The organism is Ruminococcus sp. AF20-12LB (assembly GCF_003478985.1).
In the GTDB taxonomy this organism is placed as follows: domain Bacteria; phylum Bacillota; class Clostridia; order Lachnospirales; family Lachnospiraceae; genus Blautia_A.
Genome location: NZ_QUGH01000002.1, coordinates 345,491 through 366,197, shown reverse-complemented (window position 1 = coordinate 366,197; position 20,707 = coordinate 345,491). Strand labels below are relative to the sequence as shown.

The 20,707-nt window shown below is 44.6% G+C and carries 19 protein-coding genes and 1 riboswitch; of the genes, 7 read left to right on the top strand and 12 right to left on the bottom strand.

Going from position 1 to position 20,707, the window contains the following annotated elements; genetic code table 11:
* Positions 1-159: 159 nt before the first annotated feature.
* From DWX61_RS04390 to DWX61_RS04350, 9 genes are all read right to left on the bottom strand, one after another.
* Positions 160-2,721 (bottom strand): heavy metal translocating P-type ATPase, encoded by a 2,562-nt coding sequence (locus DWX61_RS04390; RefSeq protein ID WP_118623973.1) that lies wholly within the window; start codon positions 2,719-2,721, stop codon positions 160-162.
* Positions 2,722-2,757: 36 nt separating this feature from the next.
* Entirely contained in the window at positions 2,758-3,069 is a 312-nt protein-coding gene (locus DWX61_RS04385; RefSeq protein ID WP_118368760.1) for a metal-sensing transcriptional repressor, read from the bottom strand.
* 234 nt (positions 3,070-3,303) lie between these two features.
* The gene (gene miaB / locus DWX61_RS04380) at positions 3,304-4,731 is read right to left on the bottom strand and encodes a tRNA (N6-isopentenyl adenosine(37)-C2)-methylthiotransferase MiaB (RefSeq protein ID WP_118623971.1); all 1,428 of its coding nucleotides are present in this window, start codon (positions 4,729-4,731) and stop codon (positions 3,304-3,306) included.
* A 101-nt stretch (positions 4,732-4,832) separates the two neighbouring features.
* Positions 4,833-6,407 carry a cardiolipin synthase gene (cls, locus tag DWX61_RS04375; RefSeq protein WP_118623969.1) on the bottom strand — a complete coding sequence of 525 codons (1,575 nt, stop codon included), beginning with the start codon at positions 6,405-6,407 and terminating at the stop codon, positions 4,833-4,835.
* An 80-nt stretch (positions 6,408-6,487) separates the two neighbouring features.
* A complete protein-coding gene (gene rpsU / locus DWX61_RS04370; protein ID WP_004222305.1) occupies positions 6,488-6,664 on the bottom strand; it encodes a 30S ribosomal protein S21 in 177 nt (58 codons plus the stop codon).
* A 165-nt stretch (positions 6,665-6,829) separates the two neighbouring features.
* Complete coding sequence (alaS, locus tag DWX61_RS04365) at positions 6,830-9,472, bottom strand: alanine--tRNA ligase (protein WP_118623967.1); 2,643 nt, start codon at positions 9,470-9,472, stop codon at positions 6,830-6,832.
* A gap of 86 nt (positions 9,473-9,558) precedes the next feature.
* Positions 9,559-10,785, bottom strand: coding sequence for a tyrosine--tRNA ligase (gene tyrS, locus DWX61_RS04360; protein WP_015524942.1), 1,227 nt, complete (start codon positions 10,783-10,785; stop codon positions 9,559-9,561).
* Positions 10,786-11,314: 529 nt separating this feature from the next.
* Complete coding sequence (gene rnhA / locus DWX61_RS04355; RefSeq protein ID WP_118368744.1) at positions 11,315-11,794, bottom strand: ribonuclease HI; 480 nt, start codon at positions 11,792-11,794, stop codon at positions 11,315-11,317.
* Between the two features lie 77 nt (positions 11,795-11,871).
* Positions 11,872-13,140: a cell wall hydrolase gene (locus tag DWX61_RS04350; RefSeq protein ID WP_118368743.1), complete on the bottom strand. Its 1,269-nt coding sequence runs from the start codon at positions 13,138-13,140 to the stop codon at positions 11,872-11,874.
* Between the two features lie 174 nt (positions 13,141-13,314).
* On the opposite strand from DWX61_RS04350, the gene DWX61_RS04345 reads away from it, so the two are divergent.
* The gene (locus tag DWX61_RS04345; protein ID WP_118368742.1) at positions 13,315-13,614 is read left to right on the top strand and encodes a hypothetical protein; all 300 of its coding nucleotides are present in this window, start codon (positions 13,315-13,317) and stop codon (positions 13,612-13,614) included.
* 19 nt (positions 13,615-13,633) lie between these two features.
* On the opposite strand, the gene DWX61_RS19165 is transcribed toward DWX61_RS04345, so the two are convergent.
* Positions 13,634-13,768: a hypothetical protein gene (locus DWX61_RS19165; protein WP_255638896.1), complete on the bottom strand. Its 135-nt coding sequence runs from the start codon at positions 13,766-13,768 to the stop codon at positions 13,634-13,636.
* Between the two features lie 106 nt (positions 13,769-13,874).
* Here DWX61_RS19165 and DWX61_RS04340 point away from each other — a divergent pair, with 106 nt between their 5' ends.
* The 6 genes from DWX61_RS04340 (at position 13,875) to folK (ending at position 17,656) form a co-directional block, all read left to right on the top strand.
* Positions 13,875-14,231: a hypothetical protein gene (locus DWX61_RS04340; RefSeq protein ID WP_118368741.1), complete on the top strand. Its 357-nt coding sequence runs from the start codon at positions 13,875-13,877 to the stop codon at positions 14,229-14,231.
* On the top strand, positions 14,228-14,503 hold the full coding sequence (locus DWX61_RS04335; RefSeq protein ID WP_118368740.1) for a hypothetical protein: 276 nt from the start codon (positions 14,228-14,230) through the stop codon (positions 14,501-14,503). Before DWX61_RS04340 ends, DWX61_RS04335 begins: the two co-directional genes overlap by 4 nt.
* 220 nt (positions 14,504-14,723) lie before the next feature.
* A riboswitch (THF riboswitch) is annotated at positions 14,724-14,820 on the top strand.
* A 144-nt stretch (positions 14,821-14,964) separates the two neighbouring features.
* Positions 14,965-15,522: a GTP cyclohydrolase I FolE gene (gene folE / locus DWX61_RS04330; RefSeq protein ID WP_118368739.1), complete on the top strand. Its 558-nt coding sequence runs from the start codon at positions 14,965-14,967 to the stop codon at positions 15,520-15,522.
* Positions 15,522-15,998, top strand: coding sequence for an HD domain-containing protein (locus DWX61_RS04325; RefSeq protein WP_118368738.1), 477 nt, complete (start codon positions 15,522-15,524; stop codon positions 15,996-15,998). The genes folE and DWX61_RS04325 overlap by 1 nt, the downstream gene beginning before the upstream one ends.
* 11 nt (positions 15,999-16,009) lie before the next feature.
* A complete protein-coding gene (gene folP, locus DWX61_RS04320; protein ID WP_118368737.1) occupies positions 16,010-16,816 on the top strand; it encodes a dihydropteroate synthase in 807 nt (268 codons plus the stop codon).
* Positions 16,817-16,825: 9 nt separating this feature from the next.
* Positions 16,826-17,656, top strand: coding sequence for a 2-amino-4-hydroxy-6-hydroxymethyldihydropteridine diphosphokinase (gene folK / locus DWX61_RS04315; RefSeq protein WP_118368736.1), 831 nt, complete (start codon positions 16,826-16,828; stop codon positions 17,654-17,656).
* 89 nt (positions 17,657-17,745) lie between these two features.
* Here folK and DWX61_RS04310 read toward each other — a convergent pair whose 3' ends face one another.
* Both DWX61_RS04310 and DWX61_RS04305 read right to left on the bottom strand, forming a co-directional pair.
* The gene (locus DWX61_RS04310) at positions 17,746-19,278 is read right to left on the bottom strand and encodes a sodium/proline symporter (RefSeq protein ID WP_118623965.1); all 1,533 of its coding nucleotides are present in this window, start codon (positions 19,276-19,278) and stop codon (positions 17,746-17,748) included.
* A 172-nt stretch (positions 19,279-19,450) separates the two neighbouring features.
* Positions 19,451-20,698: a sugar ABC transporter substrate-binding protein gene (locus DWX61_RS04305; protein ID WP_118368734.1), complete on the bottom strand. Its 1,248-nt coding sequence runs from the start codon at positions 20,696-20,698 to the stop codon at positions 19,451-19,453.
* Between the last annotated feature and the right edge of the window lie 9 nt (positions 20,699-20,707).

The following is a 20,707-nucleotide window of genomic DNA, read 5'->3' as shown; positions in this document are numbered from 1 at the left end:
CACTACCGGGCGGATTCGGGACTTTAACCCGTTAGAAACGTGCGCCGCCGGGCGCACTACAAAAAAGAAACAGCTCTGTTTTTATGCAGAACTGTTTCTTTTTGTAGATCGTTTAAAACTTTTGATCATTTAACACAGGTACACGTTTTTTTATATTCATTACTCCTGAGTGATTCCCTTGAACTCGTAACCGGCTTCTTTGATCACTTCTTCCACTTTTGCCTCGTCAACTTTCTCAGGTACTGTGAATACAGTTGTTCCATTCTCGTGGGAAGATACCACATCCTCTGCTCCGAAAGCCGCCTGAATTGCTTTGTTTACGTGTGCCTCACAGTGTCCGCACATCATTCCTTCTACATTGATTGTTACCTTTACCATTGTTTTGTTCTCCTTTTCTTCTTTTATATTTTCATCATGACTGATGTGTAATGTTACCGGATTTTTGATCGTTTTGTCTTTGGCTGCATTGTGGACCTGAAACAGATTCAGACGCAGCGCATTTGTTACAACACAGAAGCTGGAAAGACTCATGGCCGCAGCTCCGAACATCGGATTCAAGGTCCATCCGAAAAGCGGGATCCAGACACCTGCTGCAAGGGGAATGCCGATTATATTGTAGAAAAATGCCCAGAAAAGATTCTCATGGATATTCCGAAGTGTGACGCGGCTTAAACGTACTGCCGCTGGAACATCGCTTAACTGGCTCCTCATCAGAACGATATCTGCCGCATCAATGGCAATATCTGTTCCTGCACCGATGGCAATTCCGATATCGGCTCTTGTAAGTGCCGGCGCATCGTTGATACCGTCACCGACCATGGCAACCTTTCCCTGCTCCTTCAGAGTGCGGATCACACTTTCTTTTCCATCCGGAAGAACTCCTGCGATCACATCGTCAACTCCTGCCTGAGCTCCGATGGCTTTTGCGGTACGCTCATTGTCACCGGTAAGCATAACTACACGGATTCCCATATTCTGAAGCTCTTTTACTGCACGGGGACTGTCTTCCTTGATCACATCCGCAACTGCGATGATTCCCAGAAGTTTTCCGTTTCGGGTGAAAAGAAGGGGTGTTTTTCCCTGCTCTGCAAGCTGATCGGCCCGCCTGTTAAGGTCTGTGGAAACCTTTGTCTGGCTGCTGATAAATTTCATGCTTCCGCCTGTCAGTTTGTCACTTCCAAGCACGGCAGAAAGTCCGTTTCCCGGAAGTGCCTGGAATCCGGTTACTTCACCTGTGGCAAGGTTCTCTTCCACGGCTTTTTTGAGAATTGCCTTTGCCAGTGGATGCTCGCTTTTTTTCTCCAGTGCACAGGCTAGAGTGAGAAGCTCTGTTTCTGTGATTCCCTCTGCCGGGAGAATATCTGTTACCTCCGGCTGACCACTGGTAATGGTTCCGGTTTTATCCAGTGCGATGATCTGGACTTTTCCTGCTTCCTCCAGGGAAACAGCTGTTTTGAAAAGGATTCCGTTTTTGGCACCCATACCGTTGCCGACCATAATGGCAACCGGTGTTGCAAGGCCAAGTGCACAGGGACAGCTGATGACCAGAACGGAAATTCCCCTTGCCAAAGCATAACCGAAGGTCTGTCCTGCAAGAAGCCAGATGATCGTTGTGATCACTGCGATAGTGATCACTGCCGGTACAAACACGCCTGAAACACGGTCTGCGATCTTTGCGATCGGTGCCTTGGTGGCTGCCGCGTCACTGACCATTTTTATGATCTGGGAAAGAGTGGTATCCTCTCCGACTCTGGTTGCTTCACATCTGATAAATCCGGACTGGTTCACGGTTGCCGCAGAGACCATGTCTCCGGCTTCTTTATCAACCGGGATACTCTCTCCGGTCAGTGCGGATTCATTGACTGCGGTGGTTCCTTCCAGGATCACTCCGTCCACCGGAATATTCTCTCCCGGACGGACAACAAAGATGTCTCCTTTCTGAACCTGCTCAATAGGAACGGTAAGTTCCTGTCCCTTTCGTACTACAACCGCAGTTTTTGGTGCAAGCTTCATAAGGCTTTTCAGGGCATCGGTAGTTTTTCCTTTGGAACGGGCTTCCAGCATTTTTCCTACGGTGATCAATGTCAGGATCATGGCTGCAGATTCAAAATAAAAATTCATCATGTAATTCATAACTGCAGCAGAATCCCCGTCTGCCTGTGCTCTTGTCATGGCAAACAGTGCATAGACGCTCCACAGAAAGGATGCCATGGAGCCAAGAGCTACCAGAGTATCCATATTTGGGGAACGGTGCCACAGACTCTTAAATCCATTAATGAAAAATTTCTGGTTGATCACCATAATGATACCAGCCAGGAGCAGTTGTACCAGTCCCATGGCTACGTGATTGCCGTCAAACCATTTCGGCAGTGGCCATCCCCACATCATGTGCCCCATGGAGAAATACATCAGCACCAGCAAAAATCCCACGGATGTGATAAGACGTCTCTTTAGGATCGGAGTTTCATGATCTTCCAGCGCTTCTTCTGCCGCAGACATGGAAATCTTTGCTCCGGCAACTCCGCCCTTTAAGGATGCACCATATCCGGCGGCTTCCACTGCGGCAATGATCTCGCCGGATGAAGCGGTTCCTTCAACTCCCATAGAATTGGTCAGAAGGCTGACGGAACAGCTATTCACCCCCGGAACCTTTGATACGGCTTTTTCCACACGGGCAGAGCAGGCGGCGCAGCTCATACCAGTTACATTATATTGTTCCATTTTCTTTCAGTACCTCCTAAAATCCAGTTTATCCCTTTATTTCATCAGCTTCTGGAGGGTTGCTACCAGCTCATCAATGGTCTCATCCTTACCTTCCCGGATATCCCGGGCAACGCAGGTGCGGATGTGGCTGGCCAGCAGCTCTTTGTTGAACGCATTGACTGCAGCATTGACTGCGGCAGACTGGATTAAGATATCATTACAGTAGGCATCATTCTCCATCATTCCTATAATGCCTCTGATCTGGCCTTCAATACGTTTCAGACGGTTGATCAGCTTTTTTTTCTCCTCTTCTGAACGTGCAGTGTGTTTTTCACAGCAGCAGGGACAGACTTTCTTTTCAGACATAAGCTGTCTCTCCTTTCTCATAAATACCCTCATAGGGTATCCTCTTTATATGGAACAATATATACCCTCATGGGGTATTTGTCAATAGAAAACAATATTTTTTATAGTAAAAAAGCCCGCTCATCCGATATTGGCAATGAGCGGGCAATATAAACTTATATTTAACCGAAACAGGTAAGTCCCCAACGGGGTTGCGAAAAGCAATAAGCAGTGGGTGGGGACTTGTCTATAACTTTACTCTTCCACGATATGTCCGAAATAATAGAATCCCTTGCAGGTATCCAGGCTTACTTTTACATATTTGCCGATGAGATCTTTTTCTCCCGGGAAATGAACCAGAAGATTATGCTGGGTACGGCCAGTAAGAGTGCCTTTCTCCCGGTTTTCATCTTCTACCAGGATTTCCTGAATGGTTCCCTGGAAACGGGAGGAATTTTCCCGGCCTTTTTCCTGTACCAGGGTAAGAAGACGGCTGAAACGGTCTTTTACCACATCCTCCGGCACCTGATTTTCCATGCCGGCTGCAGGGGTTCCGCTTCGTTTGGAATAAATAAATGTGAAGGCAGTATCGTAATTTGCTTTTCTTACAACATCCAGTGTTTCCTGGAAATCTTCTTCTGTTTCTCCCGGAAATCCGACCATGATATCTGTTGTCAGCGAAATATCCGGGATCGCCTTACGGATCTTATCTACCAGCTCCAGATATTTCTCCTTGTCGTAACGGCGGTTCATTTCCTTTAAGACTCTGCTGCTTCCGGACTGCAGCGGAAGATGCAGATGGTGACAGATCTTCTGGCTCTCTGCCATGGTCTGGATCAGCTCATCGGACAGGTCCTTCGGATGGGAAGTCATAAAACGGATGCGCTTCAGTCCTTCGATCTTTTCAACTTCTTTCAGAAGTTCTGCAAAGGTCACCGGTGTTTCCAGAGTTTTTCCGTAGGAGTTTACATTCTGCCCAAGAAGCATGATCTCAGTAACGCCATCTGCGACCAGTTCTTCGATCTCGCGGATGATGGCCTGTGGCTCGCGGCTCTTTTCGCGGCCGCGGACATAAGGAACGATGCAGTAGCTGCAGAAGTTATTGCAGCCAAACATTACGCTGACTCCTGTTTTGAAGGAGTATTTGCGGGAAGTTGGCATGCCCTCTACGATCTCATCGGATTCCTTCCAGATATCAATGATCTGGTCGTCGGTCTGCAGCGTCCGGTAAAAAAGCTCCGGGAATTTGTGGATATTATGGGTTCCGAATACAAGATTTACATATTTATAATCCTTGCGGATCTTTTCCACTACATGATGTTCCTGCATCATACATCCGAACAGTACGATCTTCATATCCGGGTGATCTCGTTTGATGCGCTTTAAATGTCCAAGATGTCCATAGATCTTCTGATTGGCATTTTCACGGACTGTGCAGGTGTTAAATACAACTGCATCGGCATCCTCGGTATCGACCATTTCATATCCCATTTTTTCCATGATGGCCGCAATAGACTCTGTCTGAATGGAGTTCATCTGGCATCCTTCGTTCTGGATGTGGAAGGTGGGACGTTTCGTACTGCTTTTGGCAAGAAGCTCTTTACATTTTTCAATGTACTGAAGCTGGATCTCTGTTTCTTTGTTCTGGCTCAAATCAATTCCTCCAATAACTAAAAATTTCATATGTATCTATAAATTATTTTTCTTTAGACAATATCAGACGGGAGCATTTAACTCCCGTCTGATATATCATACAGAATTTACAGTTGTCTGTCAAAGAGTTTTTATAATAGCGGTGCAAAAACTCTCAGTACGTTCTGAATGGCACGTACCACAATATTTCTCTTCTGGCAGAATGCCAGATCAATGGGATCACAGTACTCCAGGGTTTCTGTAAAATCATCCCGAATGTCCAGGATCACATCATTCTTATACATCCAGACACCATCTTCAAAATGCAGATAAAGGCTTCGGTAATCCAGATTTATGGTTCCTACGACGCCTACTTTGTCATCGCAGACAAAAGATTTTGCATGTAAGAATCCCGGCTGGTATTCGTAGATCTTTACACCTGCTTCCAGAAGCTGTTTATAATAAGACTGTGTCAGCAGGAAGACCATTTTTTTGTCCGGGATGCCTGGTGTCATGATCCGGACATCTACACCGCTTTTTGCAGCGAGGCACAGGGCGGTCATCATCTCATTATCTATGATCAGATATGGCGTGCAGATATAAACATAGTTTTTGGCGCGATTGATAATATTAAGATAAACGTTCTCTCCTACGATCTCATCGTCCAGGGGGGAATCGCAGAATGGCTGGACATAACCGCTTCCCGGAAATTCGTTGGGGTGCCACCTGTGCGGAACATAATTTCCGAAATCAAGAGAAGTATCTGTTCTGGTAACGATTCCCCACATATACAGGAACATAGCTGTCATATTCCAGACGCCTTCTCCTTTCAGCATAACGGCTGTATCCTTCCAGTGGCCAAACCGTTTTCGCTGATTGATATATTCGTCAGCCAGGTTGATGCCGCCGGTAAAACCGGTCCAGCCATCGATCACACAGATCTTACGGTGGTCACGGTTATTCTGGATAATATTAAGAATCGGACGGAATCGGTTGAATACTTCGCATTTGATCCCCCGCTGGCGCATCTCCTGATCATACTTGTACGGCAATGTGGTAAGGCAGCCGAAGCCGTCATAGATCAATCGGACATCCACTCCTTCTTTAGCCTTTTTTTCAAGGATATTAAGGATCGTCTGCCACATTACCCCGTCATTTATGATGAAATATTCGATAAAAATAAAATGCTTTGCCTGCTCCAGTTCATGCACCAGAACCGGAAACATATCATCTCCTACCTGAAAATACTCTGCTGTGGTATTCTCGTGAACCGGATATCTGGAATACTGCCAGATATAATCCGACTGGATCCTCATGGAACGGTCGTCTTCGTTTAAACGTTTTCTTGTGAGTTCTGAGACTTCCAGGTATTCTGCAGTTTCAGCAATAAGATTCTGATAATGCTGTTCCATCACAGTACCGATCCTTGATTTACCGAAAAGAAGGTACAGGGAAACACCAAATACCGGAAAAATAAGGATCAGCATCGTCCAGGCGAGCTTATAGGATGGATTGATCTTTTTATTTACGATCCACAGAACAACCAGAAAACCTATGGCCTGCATTCCAATCGTCACCCATCTGGAGTATTCCATAATCCGGAAAAGGGCGATCAGCAGCCATGCCAGCTGCACAACAAGAGCCAGAGCTACATAAAAAATTCGATTAAATAATAATTTAAGGAGCGATCGCAATGGTTTGATAATCAGTTTAATAAACAAATTCATATTTCTTTCCTTCGTCAAACGTTCCTGTTTCTATTTAATTAAAAATCCCTGACCATATAGCCAGGGATTTTTGCGCACAATTAATTATATTTACGTTTTCTTGCGGCTTCAGATTTTTTCTTACGACGAACGCTTGGCTTCTCGTAATGCTCTCTCTTACGGATTTCCTGCTGGATTCCCGCCTTAGCACAGCTTCTCTTGAATCTGCGAAGAGCGCTATCTAAAGTCTCGTTCTCTTTTACGATAACGTTTGACATAGACTCACACCTAACCTCCCTCCAGTTGTAGATTGTGCTAAAATACAACTGTCTGGGTATTTTTCTTGCACGAGTGTTATTATATAGCATAACAAGTGCTTTCGTCAACATCTTTTTCGATTTTTATGAAAAAAATGTCAAAACTGTAAATCACGCGCAACTTTGTTATTTTGTGAGCTGTTTTTCAAGGATTCCTGCTGCTGCGTCCATAGCTTCCTGAGCCTTTTCCGGATTCTTTCCGCCGGCCTGTGCCATGTTCGGACGTCCGCCGCCGCCACCGCCAACGATCGCTGCCACGGCTTTGATCAGGTTTCCTGCATGAGCGCCTGCTTTCTGAGCTGCATCCGTTGCCATTGCAAGAAGATTAACCTTGCCGTCGTTTACTGCTGCAAGAAGGACAACACCTTCGCCAAGCTGCTCTTTCAGTTTATCACCCAGGTCTCTGAGACCGTTCATGTCAACGCCTTCAACTTTGGCTGCAAGGAGTTTTACGCCGTTTACTTCAACGACTTTATCCATGACATCGCCAAGTGCACTCTGGGCAGCTTTGCTCTTGAGGGATTCATTTTCGCTCTGAAGAGCCTTTACCTCAGCCTGCAGGTGGCTGATCTTTTCTACAACCTCGGCTGTATTGGCCTTTAATGCTTTTGCAGCCTCATGGAGAAGCTCTTCCTGCTTTCTGTAATATTCGATAACTGCTTTGCCGGTAAGTGCCTCAATACGGCGTACACCAGCTGCGATACCGGATTCGGAAACGATCTTAAAGAGCATGATGGAGCTTGTATTCTTTACATGAGTACCACCACAGAGCTCTTTGGAAAAGTCTCCCATGGATACTACACGTACCTTCTGGTCATATTTCTCACCAAAGAGAGCCATTGCTCCGGATTTCTTTGCTTCTTCCACATCCATGACATCGGTATGGACATCAAGACCTGCCTGGATCTCTTTGTTTACAAGATCTTCTGTTGCCTGGATCTCTTCTGCTGTCATTGCCTGGAAATGAGCAAAGTCAAAACGAAGTCTGTCCGGAGTTACCAGAGAACCCTTCTGCTCTACATGGGAACCAAGAACAGTTTTCAGTGCTTTCTGAAGGAGATGTGTTGCACTGTGGTTTTTCTCGGTATCTTTTCTTGCTTCTTCGTTTACCTTCAGGGATACTGTCTCACCTGAGGAAATCATACCGGATTCCATATGTCCTACATGACCGAATTTGCCACCGCGGAGTTTGATGGTGTCCTCAACAACAAATTTACCGTTTGCAGTCTCGATCACACCGGTATCACCTTCCTGTCCACCCATTGTTGCATAGAAAGGAGTCTGCTCTACAAATACGGTACCCTTCTGTCCCTCTGTGAGAGAATCTACGATCTCCGTTTCTGTGGTAAGGACAGTAACCTTGGAATCAAAGGTAAGATGATCGTAGCCGACGAATTCTGTTGTTACGTTTACATCGATATCATCGTATACGGTTGCGTCTGCACCCATATAGTTGGTTACTTCACGGGCAGTACGTGCCTTGACTCTCTGCTCTTCCATTGCCTTCTGGAAGCCTTCCTCGTCAATGCCGTAGCCTTTTTCCTCAAGGATCTCCTTTGTGAGGTCAAGAGGGAATCCGTACGTATCATAAAGCTTGAATGCGTTGTCACCGGAAAGAGTCTTTTCACCTGCTTTTTTCATATCCTCTTCCATGTCGGAAAGGATGCGAAGTCCCTGATCGATAGTTTTGTTGAACTGATTCTCCTCATTCGTGAGTACACGGAAGATGAACTCTTTCTTCTCCTCAAGCTCCGGATATCCGGCTTTGGAGCTTTCAATTACCTGTGCACTTAATTTGGCAAGGAAAGTCCCCTCAATACCGAGAAGACGTCCATGACGTGCTGCACGGCGGATCAGACGGCGGAGAACATATCCACGTCCCTCATTGGTGGGCATGATTCCATCGGAGATCATAAATGTTGCGGAACGGATATGGTCCGTGATCAGACGAATGGAAACGTCATCTGCATAGTTTTTCTCATATTCTTTATGTGCTATCTCGCATACAAGATTACGAAGTGCACAAATTGTATCTACATCAAAAATAGAATCTACATCCTGAACAACTACAGCAAGACGCTCAAGTCCCATACCGGTATCGATATTCTTCTGTTTCAGTGTTGTATAATTTCCGTTTCCATCGTTCTCGAACTGTGTGAAAACGTTGTTCCATACTTCCATGTAACGGTCGCAGTCGCAGCCTACCGTACATCCGGGTTTGCCACAGCCGTATTTTTCGCCACGGTCATAGTAGATCTCAGAGCATGGACCGCATGGACCTGCGCCATGCTCCCAGAAGTTATCCTCTTTTCCGAAACGGAAAATACGTTCAGACGGAATCCCTACCTCTTTGTTCCAGATATCGAAGGCTTCATCATCATCTTGGTAAATGGATGGGTAGAGACGGTCTGCATCAAGTCCTACAACCTCTGTAAGAAACTCCCAGGACCAGTGGATGGCTTCTTTCTTGAAGTAATCACCAAAAGAGAAGTTACCAAGCATTTCAAAGAAAGTACCGTGACGTGCGGTTTTACCTACATTTTCGATATCTCCGGTACGGATACATTTCTGGCAGGTTGTCACTCTTGTTCTTGGCGGCTTCTCAGCACCTGTAAAATATGGTTTCAGCGGAGCCATACCTGCATTAATCAGCAGAAGACTCTTATCTCCCTGAGGAACCAGGGAAAAGCTTTTCATTACAAGATGGCCCTTGCTCTCCATAAAGTCAAGGAACATCTTACGAAGTTCGTTCACTCCGTACTTTTTCATGTTGTTATCCTCCTTGTGTCAACCCTACCTGTCAGCATTTCCGGAATGCGGTAGTTTTATCCCGGAAATGTCACAGATATGGGAAATTATTTTACACAGATCTTTTTGAATTTTTTCTTGCCTCGTTTCAGAACGATCCCGTCCCCTGCAAAAGCATCCTTCTCAACCGTGTGGTAAATGTCGGTGAGCTTCTCACCATCGATGGATACACCACCCTGCTGGATCGCACGGCGACCCTCGGAACGGCTTGGTACCAGCTCTGCTTTTACAAGAAGTGTGATCAGGTCGATTTTTCCTTCCTCGTCAAAATCTTCCTCTGAAAGCTCTGTTGTAGGCATATGAGAAGTATCTGCACCTGAGAACAGTGCGCGGGCACCCTCCTGTGCTTTCTTGGCTTCCTCCTCACCGTGTACAAGCTCTGTCAGCTGGTATGCAAGGATCTCCTTGGCTTTGTTCAGCTCGCTGCCTTCCCATTTGGCCATCTCGTCGATCTCCTCAAGAGGAAGGAAGGTAAGAAGACGCATACATTTGATAACGTCAGCATCGTCTACATTTCTCCAGTACTGGTAGAAATCGAACGGGGATGTCTTATTCGGATCAAGCCATACAGCTCCGGACTGTGTTTTTCCCATTTTTTTGCCCTCAGAATTGAGAAGCAGTGTGATGGTCATGGCATAGGCATCCTTGCCAAGCTTACGGCGGATCAGCTCAGTACCGCCAAGCATATTGCTCCACTGGTCATCGCCACCGAACTGCATGTTGCAGCCATATTTCTGGTACAGCATGTAGAAGTCGTAGCTCTGCATGATCATGTAGTTAAATTCCAGGAAGCTTAAGCCTCGCTCCATACGCTGTTTGTAGCACTCTGCTGTCAGCATACGGTTTACGGAAAAGTGAGCGCCTACCTCACGGAGAAGCTCTACATAGTTAAGGTTCATAAGCCAGTCAGCATTGTTTACCATAAGAGCTTTTCCATCAGAGAAATCGATGAAACGGCTCATCTGCTGCTTGAAGCAGTCAATATTGTGCTGGATGGTTTCTTTTGTCAGCATCTGGCGCATATCGGTCCTTCCGGACGGGTCACCGATCATTCCTGTTCCGCCGCCAAGAAGGGCGATCGGACGGTTTCCTGCCATCTGCAGCCTTTTCATCAGGCAAAGAGCCATGAAGTGACCTACATGAAGGCTGTCTGCTGTAGGGTCAAAGCCGATATAGAATGTGGCTTTCCCGTTATTTACCATCTCTTTGATCTCATCTTCGTCTGTAACCTGTGCGATCAGGCCACGTGCTTTCAGTTCTTCCCAAACTGTCATTGTTCTTTCCTCCTGTATAGCTTTTATGTTTACGCTTTTATTAAAATTTATAATTTACAGTATCAGCGTAAAAAATAAAAATGCCCGGTTCCTGTCCGTTTAGGACGAGAACCGGGTCCCGCGTTACCACCTAAATTTACAGAAAACTCGCATTTCCTGCCTCATAAAGTGAATTTACATCCCATTATATCCATATATATCAAGATATAAAACCACTTCAGCACAATAACGGGTGCCATTCCGTCGCAGCCTATCTATAATACGTTATTACTATAAAATTTATAATTTACAGTATCAAATCCCGATTCGGTGCGCAGCTCCGGGATGTATTCACAGAAGTTCTACCCTGCGCCTCTCACCTGCCGGCTGCTCTCTGTGGGGCTTTCCTCAAGCTACTTCTTCCCTTCCAAGCCTTTTACTATACTATATGAAGTATACAAACTGCTTTTTTGTTTGTCAAGAAATTTTAATATTGCTTTGACAACTTAAAGTGGCAGAATATTACTATTCACTCCGTTCTCAATTTCTGTTAGCCATTTATTCCCTCATCTACGTAAAGGTCATTGCCGTCTGCCGCTGATGTGGCAAGCTGATCACACCGTTCATTTAACGGATTATCCGCATGTCCCTTAACCCAGTGGAAGCTTACCTGATGCTGCTCCTTGGCCTTTAAAAGGCGTTTCCAGAGATCTACGTTCTTCACATCTTCGTTTTTTCCACGTTTCCAGTTTTTCTTCAGCCAGGAATCGATCCAGTGCTGATTAAAAGCATCTACCAGATACTTGGAATCGGAATACAGATCCACCTGGCAGGGACGGTTCAGTGCTTCCAGCGCTACGATAGCTGCCATTAACTCCATCCGGTTGTTTGTAGTTTTTTTGTATCCTCTGGATAGCTCACGTTCATGTAACTGACCTTTGGTATCAATATACTGAAGAACCGCTCCGTAGCCTCCCGGTCCGTCCGGATTTCCCCGGGCTGCACCATCAGTGTAGATTTTTACCTGCATATTTGATTCTCCTTAAATTTTTGATTTTATGTCCATACGCCTGTTTGTTCAAAGTTTACTGCCGGAAACTATGTTGTTTATACCCAGTCTACAAAAAATGTATGGCCTTTATAAGTTTCATATTTCACTTTGCTGAAATTCAGATTCTGGTTCCAGAAATAGCTGGTCATCATGAAATACATATAATTAAAATCTTTCTGTTTAAATCCGCTGAGTGTTCTGGCTTTGCCGGAAGTAACATGTTTATTGAAAATAGTCATGGCTTCCCTTGCAGCCTGATAGGCAAGAGTACGGTTCTCGAACTGACCATTGAGTCGTTTAAGAAGGGCACCGTTCCTCACTACAGAATACTGCGGAGTTGTACTGCTTCCGATATTCTCATAGATCACACCGCGGATCGTAGACGGAAATTCTCTGTCTGATTTGATCGTACGATTCAGAACACAAAGTGCTACTGCTTCCATTCCAATCTTGCCCTGATCTCCTGCCTCTGATTCACAAAGTGCGGCCAACAGTGCTTCATCGGATGTCTTGCCGTTGACTATTCCGGGATGGCTCTTATATTCTTTTACCATAGTGTAATATCTGCTGTTTTTGGTATCGTAAACTTTGACATTTCCATTGCTGACATTTACATTTGGTTTGGTAGTCTTCGCAGTGGCCACTCCGTTTGCTGCGATGGAGTATGTAATTCCATTCACTGTCACGGAGGTACTTACTGCCATGACACCGTTGGATTTAAAATAATATTTTTTCTGATCGATGGTTTTCAGACCGGTGCACATATAACCGGTATCAGGAGCAAAATAGTAGCTGATATTTTTGGATTTGTTTTTTACCCATTTGGTCGCCATATAACCGGAAGTTTTGTAAAAATAACGTTTCTGCCCTTTGCTGTTGGTGAGCCAGCCGGTTGCCATAATGCCTCCGCCTTTTGTGAAATAACGCTTTCTTCCATTGCTGCAGTTTATCCAGCCTGTGGTAAGCTTACCTGTTTTGGGATTGAAATAACGCTTATGGCCTTTGGAATCTGTCATCCAGCCGGTTGCCATAACACCCTTGCCTTTTGTAAAATAGTATGTATATTTGCCATTGACCTTCATCCAGCCCTTTACCTGTACTCCGGTCTTTGTGTTAAAGTAGTACTTGTATCCGCCCAGGGTCATCCAGCCTTTCTGCTTGCTCCCGTCACTTTTTATGTAGTATGTTTTTCCACCGATAGTTTTAAAGCCTGCAGTGGCAGCCTGTACCTCTTTTGCAGAAGCAGAAAAGACTGTGCTTCCCACGATCATCAGCATGGCAAGCATCAGACCCTTCAGCCATTTTTTTGTTCTGAAACTCTTCATAATTTTCCCCATCTCCTGTTTTAGATATAAAAGCTAGTTCGTCTCAAAAATTACAAAATTGTTACATTTCGTTTATTATATCGTAATGAATAAACACTGTCAACTTTTTTGTAACTGTGGACGGACTCCTGCCATATGATGAAGTGTAAATAAAATTTGCTGGAGGACTTATCGATGAGTGACTTAGCGGCTACCAATTGTGGATGTGATTGTGGATGTGGATGTGATTCCGGATGCAGCACGGGATGTGGATGTAACAATAACTGTGGCTGTAATAATAACTGCGGAACTTCCCTGTTTGGAAACGGTGGAAACAGCTGCTCCTGTATCCTTTGGATCATCTGTCTGATGTGTTGCTGCGGAAACAACAATGGCTGTGGCTGCAATAACAACGGCTGCAACGACAGCTGCTGGATCATCATCCTTCTTCTGCTTTTGTGCGGAAATGGATGCGGCTGCAACAATTGCTGCTGATCTTTTGAAAAGGCAGAGGTCATTTCCTCTGCCTTTTCTGCTGCCGTTTTTCTGCCTCCTCCTGTTTCTTTTTTTTCTCTTCCAGACATTTCAGATCTATCTCATAAAAAGAATTTCCATCAATGACAAGTTTCTGTTTTTTTTCAGATTCCATAACCGCATTCCTTTGAAAAATTTCTTCTATATATAATATGACCAGGGAAGGTTTCTGTCATATTTCTTTCTGCAAATTCATAGATTTCAGGAAAAAGGACTTTTTTATGGAACAGGAGCCTATCGCACGTACTGCTCTGGATGAAATGGTGGAAAGTGACCAGAATCAGATGCTGAAGGCTATGATCCCGTACCTTCCTTCTTCAGGGCAGCAGTTTTTATCTGTGTATACGAAAGTCCAGGAACTATGGAATACCATGTCACTTTTTCAAAGTAGCCGTAAAACAGCCGATCTGCAGGCTACCGGTTTTTCCGGAACCGATCCTCTGGAAATGCTGCAGGATATCCGTAAGTGCTGTGGCGGAGAAAATCGCCGTCAGATCGATCATATCACCAGTCTTATGGCTACGATCCAGATGCTTCGGATCATGAATGAAGATTCGTCAGGAGGTGAGAATCCATGAGTGATGATTGGAAAAATAATCCCCGGCTTTCCGGAATGGACCCTCAGAAGCTTTCAATGCTTCAGGGTCTGGCAGATCAGGGATTGGGGAAAAATCCGTCCGAACTTCTGCCATTTATCATGGGTGCAGCTTCTAAAGGAAAAAATGCGGGCTTAAATTTCAGCTCTGATGAGATCTCCACTATCATAGAAGTTCTTAAAATGGGGAAAAGTTCAACAGAGGTAGCTAAGCTTGACAGAATTGTGAATCTGATGAAAATGATACGTCATTAACAGCTCTGCGATCCCGGAACAGCATTTTTTCTGTTCCGGGATTTTCCACTTTATAATTCTTTTTATATTTGCCGGAATATAATCTGCAAAAATCTGACATATCTATAGATTCTATCGCATAATTCATAGAACATATTCCCTATTTTTGTGATATTTTTTTATCATTTTCCCTTTCTTCTTATATCAGTATATGGTATACTTGTCCATGAAATGAATGATATGCAAAATAGGATTTTATGCGTCAAGTGTTTGGCGAATGGGGAGTTGTCGCCAGAACGAAAAGTACGTCTTACGGTATGAGATCCGCACCCGTTGCAGCAATATAAGAGAATATCTCATATTGTGTAGGGCTTTTTCGACATACGTTCTATTACAATTGGAGATATCTTTTTTTATGCGCAAAAATAAAAGAGACAGTCTCCGAAAAACGTGATTTTTTTAACAAATGGAGGTTGTTATTTATGGTAGACAAAGCAAAAGTTGAAGAGGCGATCAAGCTTCTTCTCGAAGGAATCGGCGAAGATGTAGACAGAGAGGGACTGCAGGGAACTCCGGAACGTATCGCCCGTATGTGCGAGGAAATTTATGGCGGACTTGATAATGAAGCGGATGAACATCTTCAGAAACAGTTTCATGTAGAGAACAATGAAATGGTTCTGGAAAAGGATATTACCTTTTATTCCATGTGTGAACATCATCTTATGCCTTTTTACGGAAAAGCTCATATCGCATATATCCCAAATGGCAAGGTTACCGGCTTAAGCAAGCTGGCCCGTACCGTTGATGTGTACGCAAGAAGACCGCAGATCCAGGAACGTCTGACTGTGCAGATCGCAGATGCGCTGGAACGTGTCCTCGCTCCAAAGGGAATCATGGTTATGCTGGAAGCGGAGCATACCTGCATGACCATGCGTGGAATCAAAAAGCCGGGAAGCAAAACGGTTACGACTGTCACCAGAGGTGAATTCAAAGAAAATATGGAGCTCCAGAAACAGTTCCTTGCTATGGTTAAGGACTGATGGACAGAGTAAATCAGATCTGGAATCATCCGCTCTATCAGAATGAGCTTAATAAGCTTCAGTTGCTGGAAGCTGACCGTGAATTCTGCAGACATACACCGGAGCATTTTTTGGATGTGGCACGCCTTGCCTATATCAGAGCACTTGAGGAAAATGCTCCTGTTTCAAAGGAACTGATCTACTGTACTGCTCTTCTTCACGATATCGGACGGGCCAGACAGTATGAAGATGGTACGCCTCATGATGAGGCCGGCGCTGCTATTGCCGGACAGATCTTAAATGAGCTTGGATTTTCTATGGAAGAAATCGAAGTGATCGTTTCGGCAATACGTGGTCACAGAGCTCAGACGGATCAGACAGTTCTTGGAAAACTGCTTTATACTGCGGACAAAAGCTCCAGAAACTGTTTTTCCTGTAAAGCAGAGCCGGAATGTTACTGGTCTCCTGCCAAAAAAAATATGACGATCCAATATTAGGAGGTTTTTCCATGAAAATCGGAAATCGTGAGTTTGATGTAGAAAATAAAACATATATTATGGGTATCTTAAATGTCACACCGGATTCTTTCTCAGATGGCGGAAAATGGAATGATATGGATCATGCCCTGAAACATACAGAAGCTATGATCGCCGAAGGTGCTGATATTCTGGATATCGGTGGGGAATCCACACGTCCGGGGCATACACCGGTTGGTGCACAGGAGGAGATCGAGCGTGTTCTTCCTGTTATCGAAGCAGTAAAAGGGCGTTTCGATATCCCCATCTCTGTAGATACTTATAAGGGATGTGTTGCGGAGGAAGCCCTGAAACACGGAGCAGATCTTATCAATGACATCTGGGGACTGAAATATGATCCTGAAATGGCTCCTGTCATTGCCAGATATCAGGCTCCCTGCTGTCTGATGCATAACAAAGACAATACCGAATACAATAATTTTATTGTGGATATGCTGGCAGAAACCCAGGAATGTGTCAATATCGCCAAACGTGCAGGTATTGCTGATGATAAGATCATCCTTGATCCGGGTGTCGGATTTGGCAAAACATATGAGATGAACCTGATGACCATGGATAATCTGGAGCTTTTCCGAAAGCTGGGATATCCGGTGCTTCTTGGCACCTCCAGAAAATCCATGATCGGACTTGCACTTGATCTTCCTGTAGACCAGCGTGTAGAGGGAACCCTTGCCACATCGGTGATCGGTGTTATGAAGGGGTGTGCATTTGTCCGTGTTCATGACATCAAAGAAAATAAACGTGTCATCCAGATGACAGAAGCTATTCTTGGGCGCTAGGAGGAACTGATGGATAAAATCGAAATCAGAGATCTTGAAATTTTTGCAAACCATGGTGTGTTTCCGGAGGAAACAGCTCTCGGACAGAAATTTGTTGTTTCTGCTGTTATGTATACAGAAACACGTCCGGCAGGGCTGACAGATGATCTTTCTGCTTCTATCAATTATGGGGAAGTCAGTCATATGATCACCGATTTTCTTCAGAAAAATACTTATAAACTTCTGGAGGCTGCAGTGGAAAATCTGGCAGAGATGCTGCTGCTTTCTCTCCCATTGTTAAAAAAGGTCACCCTTCGTATTGAAAAGCCCTGGGCTCCGGTAAGACTTCCACTGAAAACTGTTGCTGTGGAAATTACCCGAGGCTGGCATACAGCTTATATTGCTTTTGGTTCCAATATGGGAGATAAGAAGAAATATCTGGACAATGCGATCCAGGGGCTTCGAGATATGAAAGAGATTGTTGTTGAAAAGGTTTCAGAGTATCTTGTAACGGAGCCTTACGGGGATGTGGAGCAGGATGAGTTTCTCAATGGAGCCTTAAGAGTCCGGACGCTGCTTTCTCCGGAGGAGCTTCTTGACAGGCTGCATGTGCTGGAACAGGCTGCGGACCGAAAAAGGATCATTCACTGGGGACCAAGGACACTGGATCTGGATATTCTGTTTTACGATAATGAGATCATTGATACAGTGGAACTGCATGTGCCTCATATTGATATGGAAAACAGGGATTTTGTGCTGAAGCCTATGGTGGAGATCGCACCGTATCTTCGGCATCCGGTGTTGAATTTAACAATGGAGCAGTTGCTAAAAAAACTTGAGGAAAAAACTTTGGCGGTGTAACTTTATTTGTTAAGACAAGCCCGATACAGATTCTTTACTACAATCTGTATCGGGCTTGTCTAATATGTATATAAACTATTGAAAAAGTTTTATTTACGGTTTACCAGGTCGAATTCGTCGGTGATCTCTTTGGATGGTGCCTTAGTAATAAGGCTGACGATGATATTTGCTGCGATGGCTACCAGAAAAGCGGGAAGAAGCTCATAGATTCCCCAGGCGCCACCCAGTTTGCTGATTCCGTATTTCCAGATGAATACCATGGAACCGCCGCAGATCATTCCTGCCAGGGCTCCCTGACAGTTGGAACGTCTCCAGAATAATGCCAGAAGCACCACCGGGCCGAATACGGCTCCGAAGCCTGCCCAGGCAAAGGATACGATAGTAAACACAGAACTGTTCGGGTCGCGGGCAATAAACATGGCTACTACTGCAATGAGAAGAAGCGTGATCTTATCGGCTACCATGCTTTCTTTTTTTGTTTCTTTATCCTTCAGGATGCTTCCGAGAAGGTCGGAAGAAACTGCTGAGGATGCTGCCAGGAGCTGAGAATCTGCAGTTGACATGGTGGATGCAAGGATTCCTGCAAGGATGAGTCCTGCAAGGATTGCTGCAATTACACCATGTTTACTGAGAAGATCTGCGATCTGAACGATAATTGTCTCAGATGCGGAACCTTCCAGAAGGTTAAACTCTCCTGCTGCTGTCATTCCAAGTCCTACCACACCGATCAGTACTGCCACTGCCAGTGAGATCACTACCCATATAGTTGCTACTCTTCTGGAAAGTGTAAGCTTCTCTTCGTCTTCGATCGCCATGAAACGAAGAAGAATATGCGGCATTCCGAAATATCCAAGTCCCCATGCAAGCATGGAAATAATATTAAGCAGTGGATATGCCTGTTCTGTTCCGGTTGTCGGATCATATGTAGTAAACATAGTCAGATATCCGGGCAATGATCTTGCATGGTCTGCAACTGCTTCAATACCACCTGCTGTGTTGATCCCGAATACAAATACGATCACAAGAGCGATGGACATGATGATACTCTGGATAAAGTCCGTGGTAGATGCTGCCAGGAATCCTCCCAGTGTGGTGTATCCGACGATGACCAGTGCACTGATGATCATAGCCGGCAGATATTTTACACCGAAGAGACTTGCAAAAAGTTTACCACAGGCTGCAAATCCGGAAGCTGTATACGGAATAAAAAAGATCACGATAAAAATCGCTCCGATAGACTGCAGGATCTTTTTCTCATCTCTGTAACGATTACTGAAAAAGGATGGCAATGTAATGGAATTTCCTGCCACATGTGTGTAGCGGCGGATTCTTTTTGCCACGATCCTCCAGTTTACGTAAGTTCCAATCGCAAGGCCAATGGCTGTCCAGCCTGCATCTGCAATACCGGTAAGATAAGCAAGTCCAGGCAGGCCCATCAGAAGCCAGCTGCTCATGTCAGAAGCCTCTGCACTCATAGCTGTTACAAGTGGTCCAAGCTTTCGGCCTCCAAGATAGAAGTCAGAACTGTCATTATTGTTCTTGGAGCACAGATAACCTACAAAGATCATTGCACCCAGATAGACGATAATGGCTGCCATTATACAAATATGTGCTGTTGTCATGTTTCTCTCCCTTCCATGTATGTTTTCACATATTTATAGATATTATTATATTAACTTAAGAAAGTAAAGGGTATTTTGGGATTTTTTACATATTTTCTGTATAAAATTGTATAAATAACAAGAAAAAGGGCTGAACCCGATAAACAAGCTCAGCTCTTTTCAACATTTCTGTTTAATTTTCTTCGATACGTTTCTCTACGTCTTCTACTGTATATGCTTCTGTCAGTACTTTCAGAGCCTCCGGTGTGGTGTCTGTATTGTAAACTTTGATCACTTCCATCAGATCTGCACAGCTGTATGCATTTTCGTAAATATCCTGTGTATATCCGTAAAGCTCGTTGAAAGTATCTTTATCCGATGCATTCCAGAATCCCTGATACAGACGAACTGTGTTGTAATCTGTATCGTCAGTGTTTGCCTCCGGATGACCGGACATTGCGTTATACAGGATCGCAAAAGCAGGGCCTCCCATGGATGCATATTTTCCGGCAATGTAATCAATCTTAGGATTTCCAAAAGAATCCTCATCATTGATCTCATCATGGTTTTCCATGGAGAAGCAGTCAACTGCTCCAACCTTGATGTTAGACCCCTGCTCCTCTTCTTTTGATGTAATGAGTTTCATGATCTCATCAACATTGAAAGTACAGAAAACCGCATCATAATCTCCATCTACAAAAGCATGTTTCAGGTTATTGATTCCTTTTGGGTCTGTCATATATCCAGGACAGATGGTAATGGTGATATCATCTTTACCGGCATCTACAACCGTTGTTTCCTCCGATGCAGCAAGTTTTTCCACATCTTCGGAATAGGTCAGACCTTCTTTTTCAGCCAGTCCTTCCAGAACACCGATGGTTCTCTGGAGATGCATATAGTTCCCCTTAGAAGCACCGCCTGACGGTATGAGGTAATTATTTGTATCTGTATCTGCAAAATACTCAGCCATATTATAACCGGCCTCATAATCAGCCTTTGCATCCGGGCCCACACTTCCGAGGAAATACTGGCTTGTTTTTATCTGCTCATAATCTTTATCGCTGATGCTTCCGGAACCAAGAACATAGTACATCTCTTCTTCATCGCAGGCTTCTACAATCTTCTGAATATCCTGACCATAGAAGGAGATGATTCCGCTTACGCCCTGCAGTTTCATTGCACGAATGAAATCAATCTCATCCTCTGCGGAATTGATGCTTCCTGAAAAATAGAACTTCACTGGGAATCCCTGCTGGATATAATCCCTGTAATAGCTCATAAACATGTTCATTTCCGGGCTATCCTGATTATATACTACAACACCGATCGTATACTGAAGATCTCCGTCTTCCACAGCAGCAGAAACTTTTTTTCCGCTGACAGCAAAAACAGCAAGCATCAACAGCAGAATGCCTAATATTTTTAAGTTTTTAAATGTCATACTGTTTTT

Bases quoted from the DNA above. Each gene is read 5' to 3' on its own strand.
- DWX61_RS04390 (WP_118623973.1), bottom strand. From the start codon at position 2,721: ATGGAACAATATAATGTAACTGGTATGAGCTGCGCCGCCTGCTCTGCC.
- DWX61_RS04385 (WP_118368760.1), bottom strand. From the start codon at position 3,069: ATGTCTGAAAAGAAAGTCTGTCCCTGCTGCTGTGAAAAACACACTGCA.
- miaB (WP_118623971.1), bottom strand. From the start codon at position 4,731: ATGAAATTTTTAGTTATTGGAGGAATTGATTTGAGCCAGAACAAAGAA.
- cls (WP_118623969.1), bottom strand. From the start codon at position 6,407: ATGAATTTGTTTATTAAACTGATTATCAAACCATTGCGATCGCTCCTT.
- rpsU (WP_004222305.1), bottom strand. From the start codon at position 6,664: ATGTCAAACGTTATCGTAAAAGAGAACGAGACTTTAGATAGCGCTCTT.
- alaS (WP_118623967.1), bottom strand. From the start codon at position 9,472: ATGAAAAAGTACGGAGTGAACGAACTTCGTAAGATGTTCCTTGACTTT.
- tyrS (WP_015524942.1), bottom strand. From the start codon at position 10,785: ATGACAGTTTGGGAAGAACTGAAAGCACGTGGCCTGATCGCACAGGTT.
- rnhA (WP_118368744.1), bottom strand. From the start codon at position 11,794: ATGCAGGTAAAAATCTACACTGATGGTGCAGCCCGGGGAAATCCGGAC.
- DWX61_RS04350 (WP_118368743.1), bottom strand. From the start codon at position 13,140: ATGAAGAGTTTCAGAACAAAAAAATGGCTGAAGGGTCTGATGCTTGCC.
- DWX61_RS04345 (WP_118368742.1), top strand. From the start codon at position 13,315: ATGAGTGACTTAGCGGCTACCAATTGTGGATGTGATTGTGGATGTGGA.
- DWX61_RS19165 (WP_255638896.1), bottom strand. From the start codon at position 13,768: ATGGAATCTGAAAAAAAACAGAAACTTGTCATTGATGGAAATTCTTTT.
- DWX61_RS04340 (WP_118368741.1), top strand. From the start codon at position 13,875: ATGGAACAGGAGCCTATCGCACGTACTGCTCTGGATGAAATGGTGGAA.
- DWX61_RS04335 (WP_118368740.1), top strand. From the start codon at position 14,228: ATGAGTGATGATTGGAAAAATAATCCCCGGCTTTCCGGAATGGACCCT.
- folE (WP_118368739.1), top strand. From the start codon at position 14,965: ATGGTAGACAAAGCAAAAGTTGAAGAGGCGATCAAGCTTCTTCTCGAA.
- DWX61_RS04325 (WP_118368738.1), top strand. From the start codon at position 15,522: ATGGACAGAGTAAATCAGATCTGGAATCATCCGCTCTATCAGAATGAG.
- folP (WP_118368737.1), top strand. From the start codon at position 16,010: ATGAAAATCGGAAATCGTGAGTTTGATGTAGAAAATAAAACATATATT.
- folK (WP_118368736.1), top strand. From the start codon at position 16,826: ATGGATAAAATCGAAATCAGAGATCTTGAAATTTTTGCAAACCATGGT.
- DWX61_RS04310 (WP_118623965.1), bottom strand. From the start codon at position 19,278: ATGACAACAGCACATATTTGTATAATGGCAGCCATTATCGTCTATCTG.
- DWX61_RS04305 (WP_118368734.1), bottom strand. From the start codon at position 20,698: ATGACATTTAAAAACTTAAAAATATTAGGCATTCTGCTGTTGATGCTT.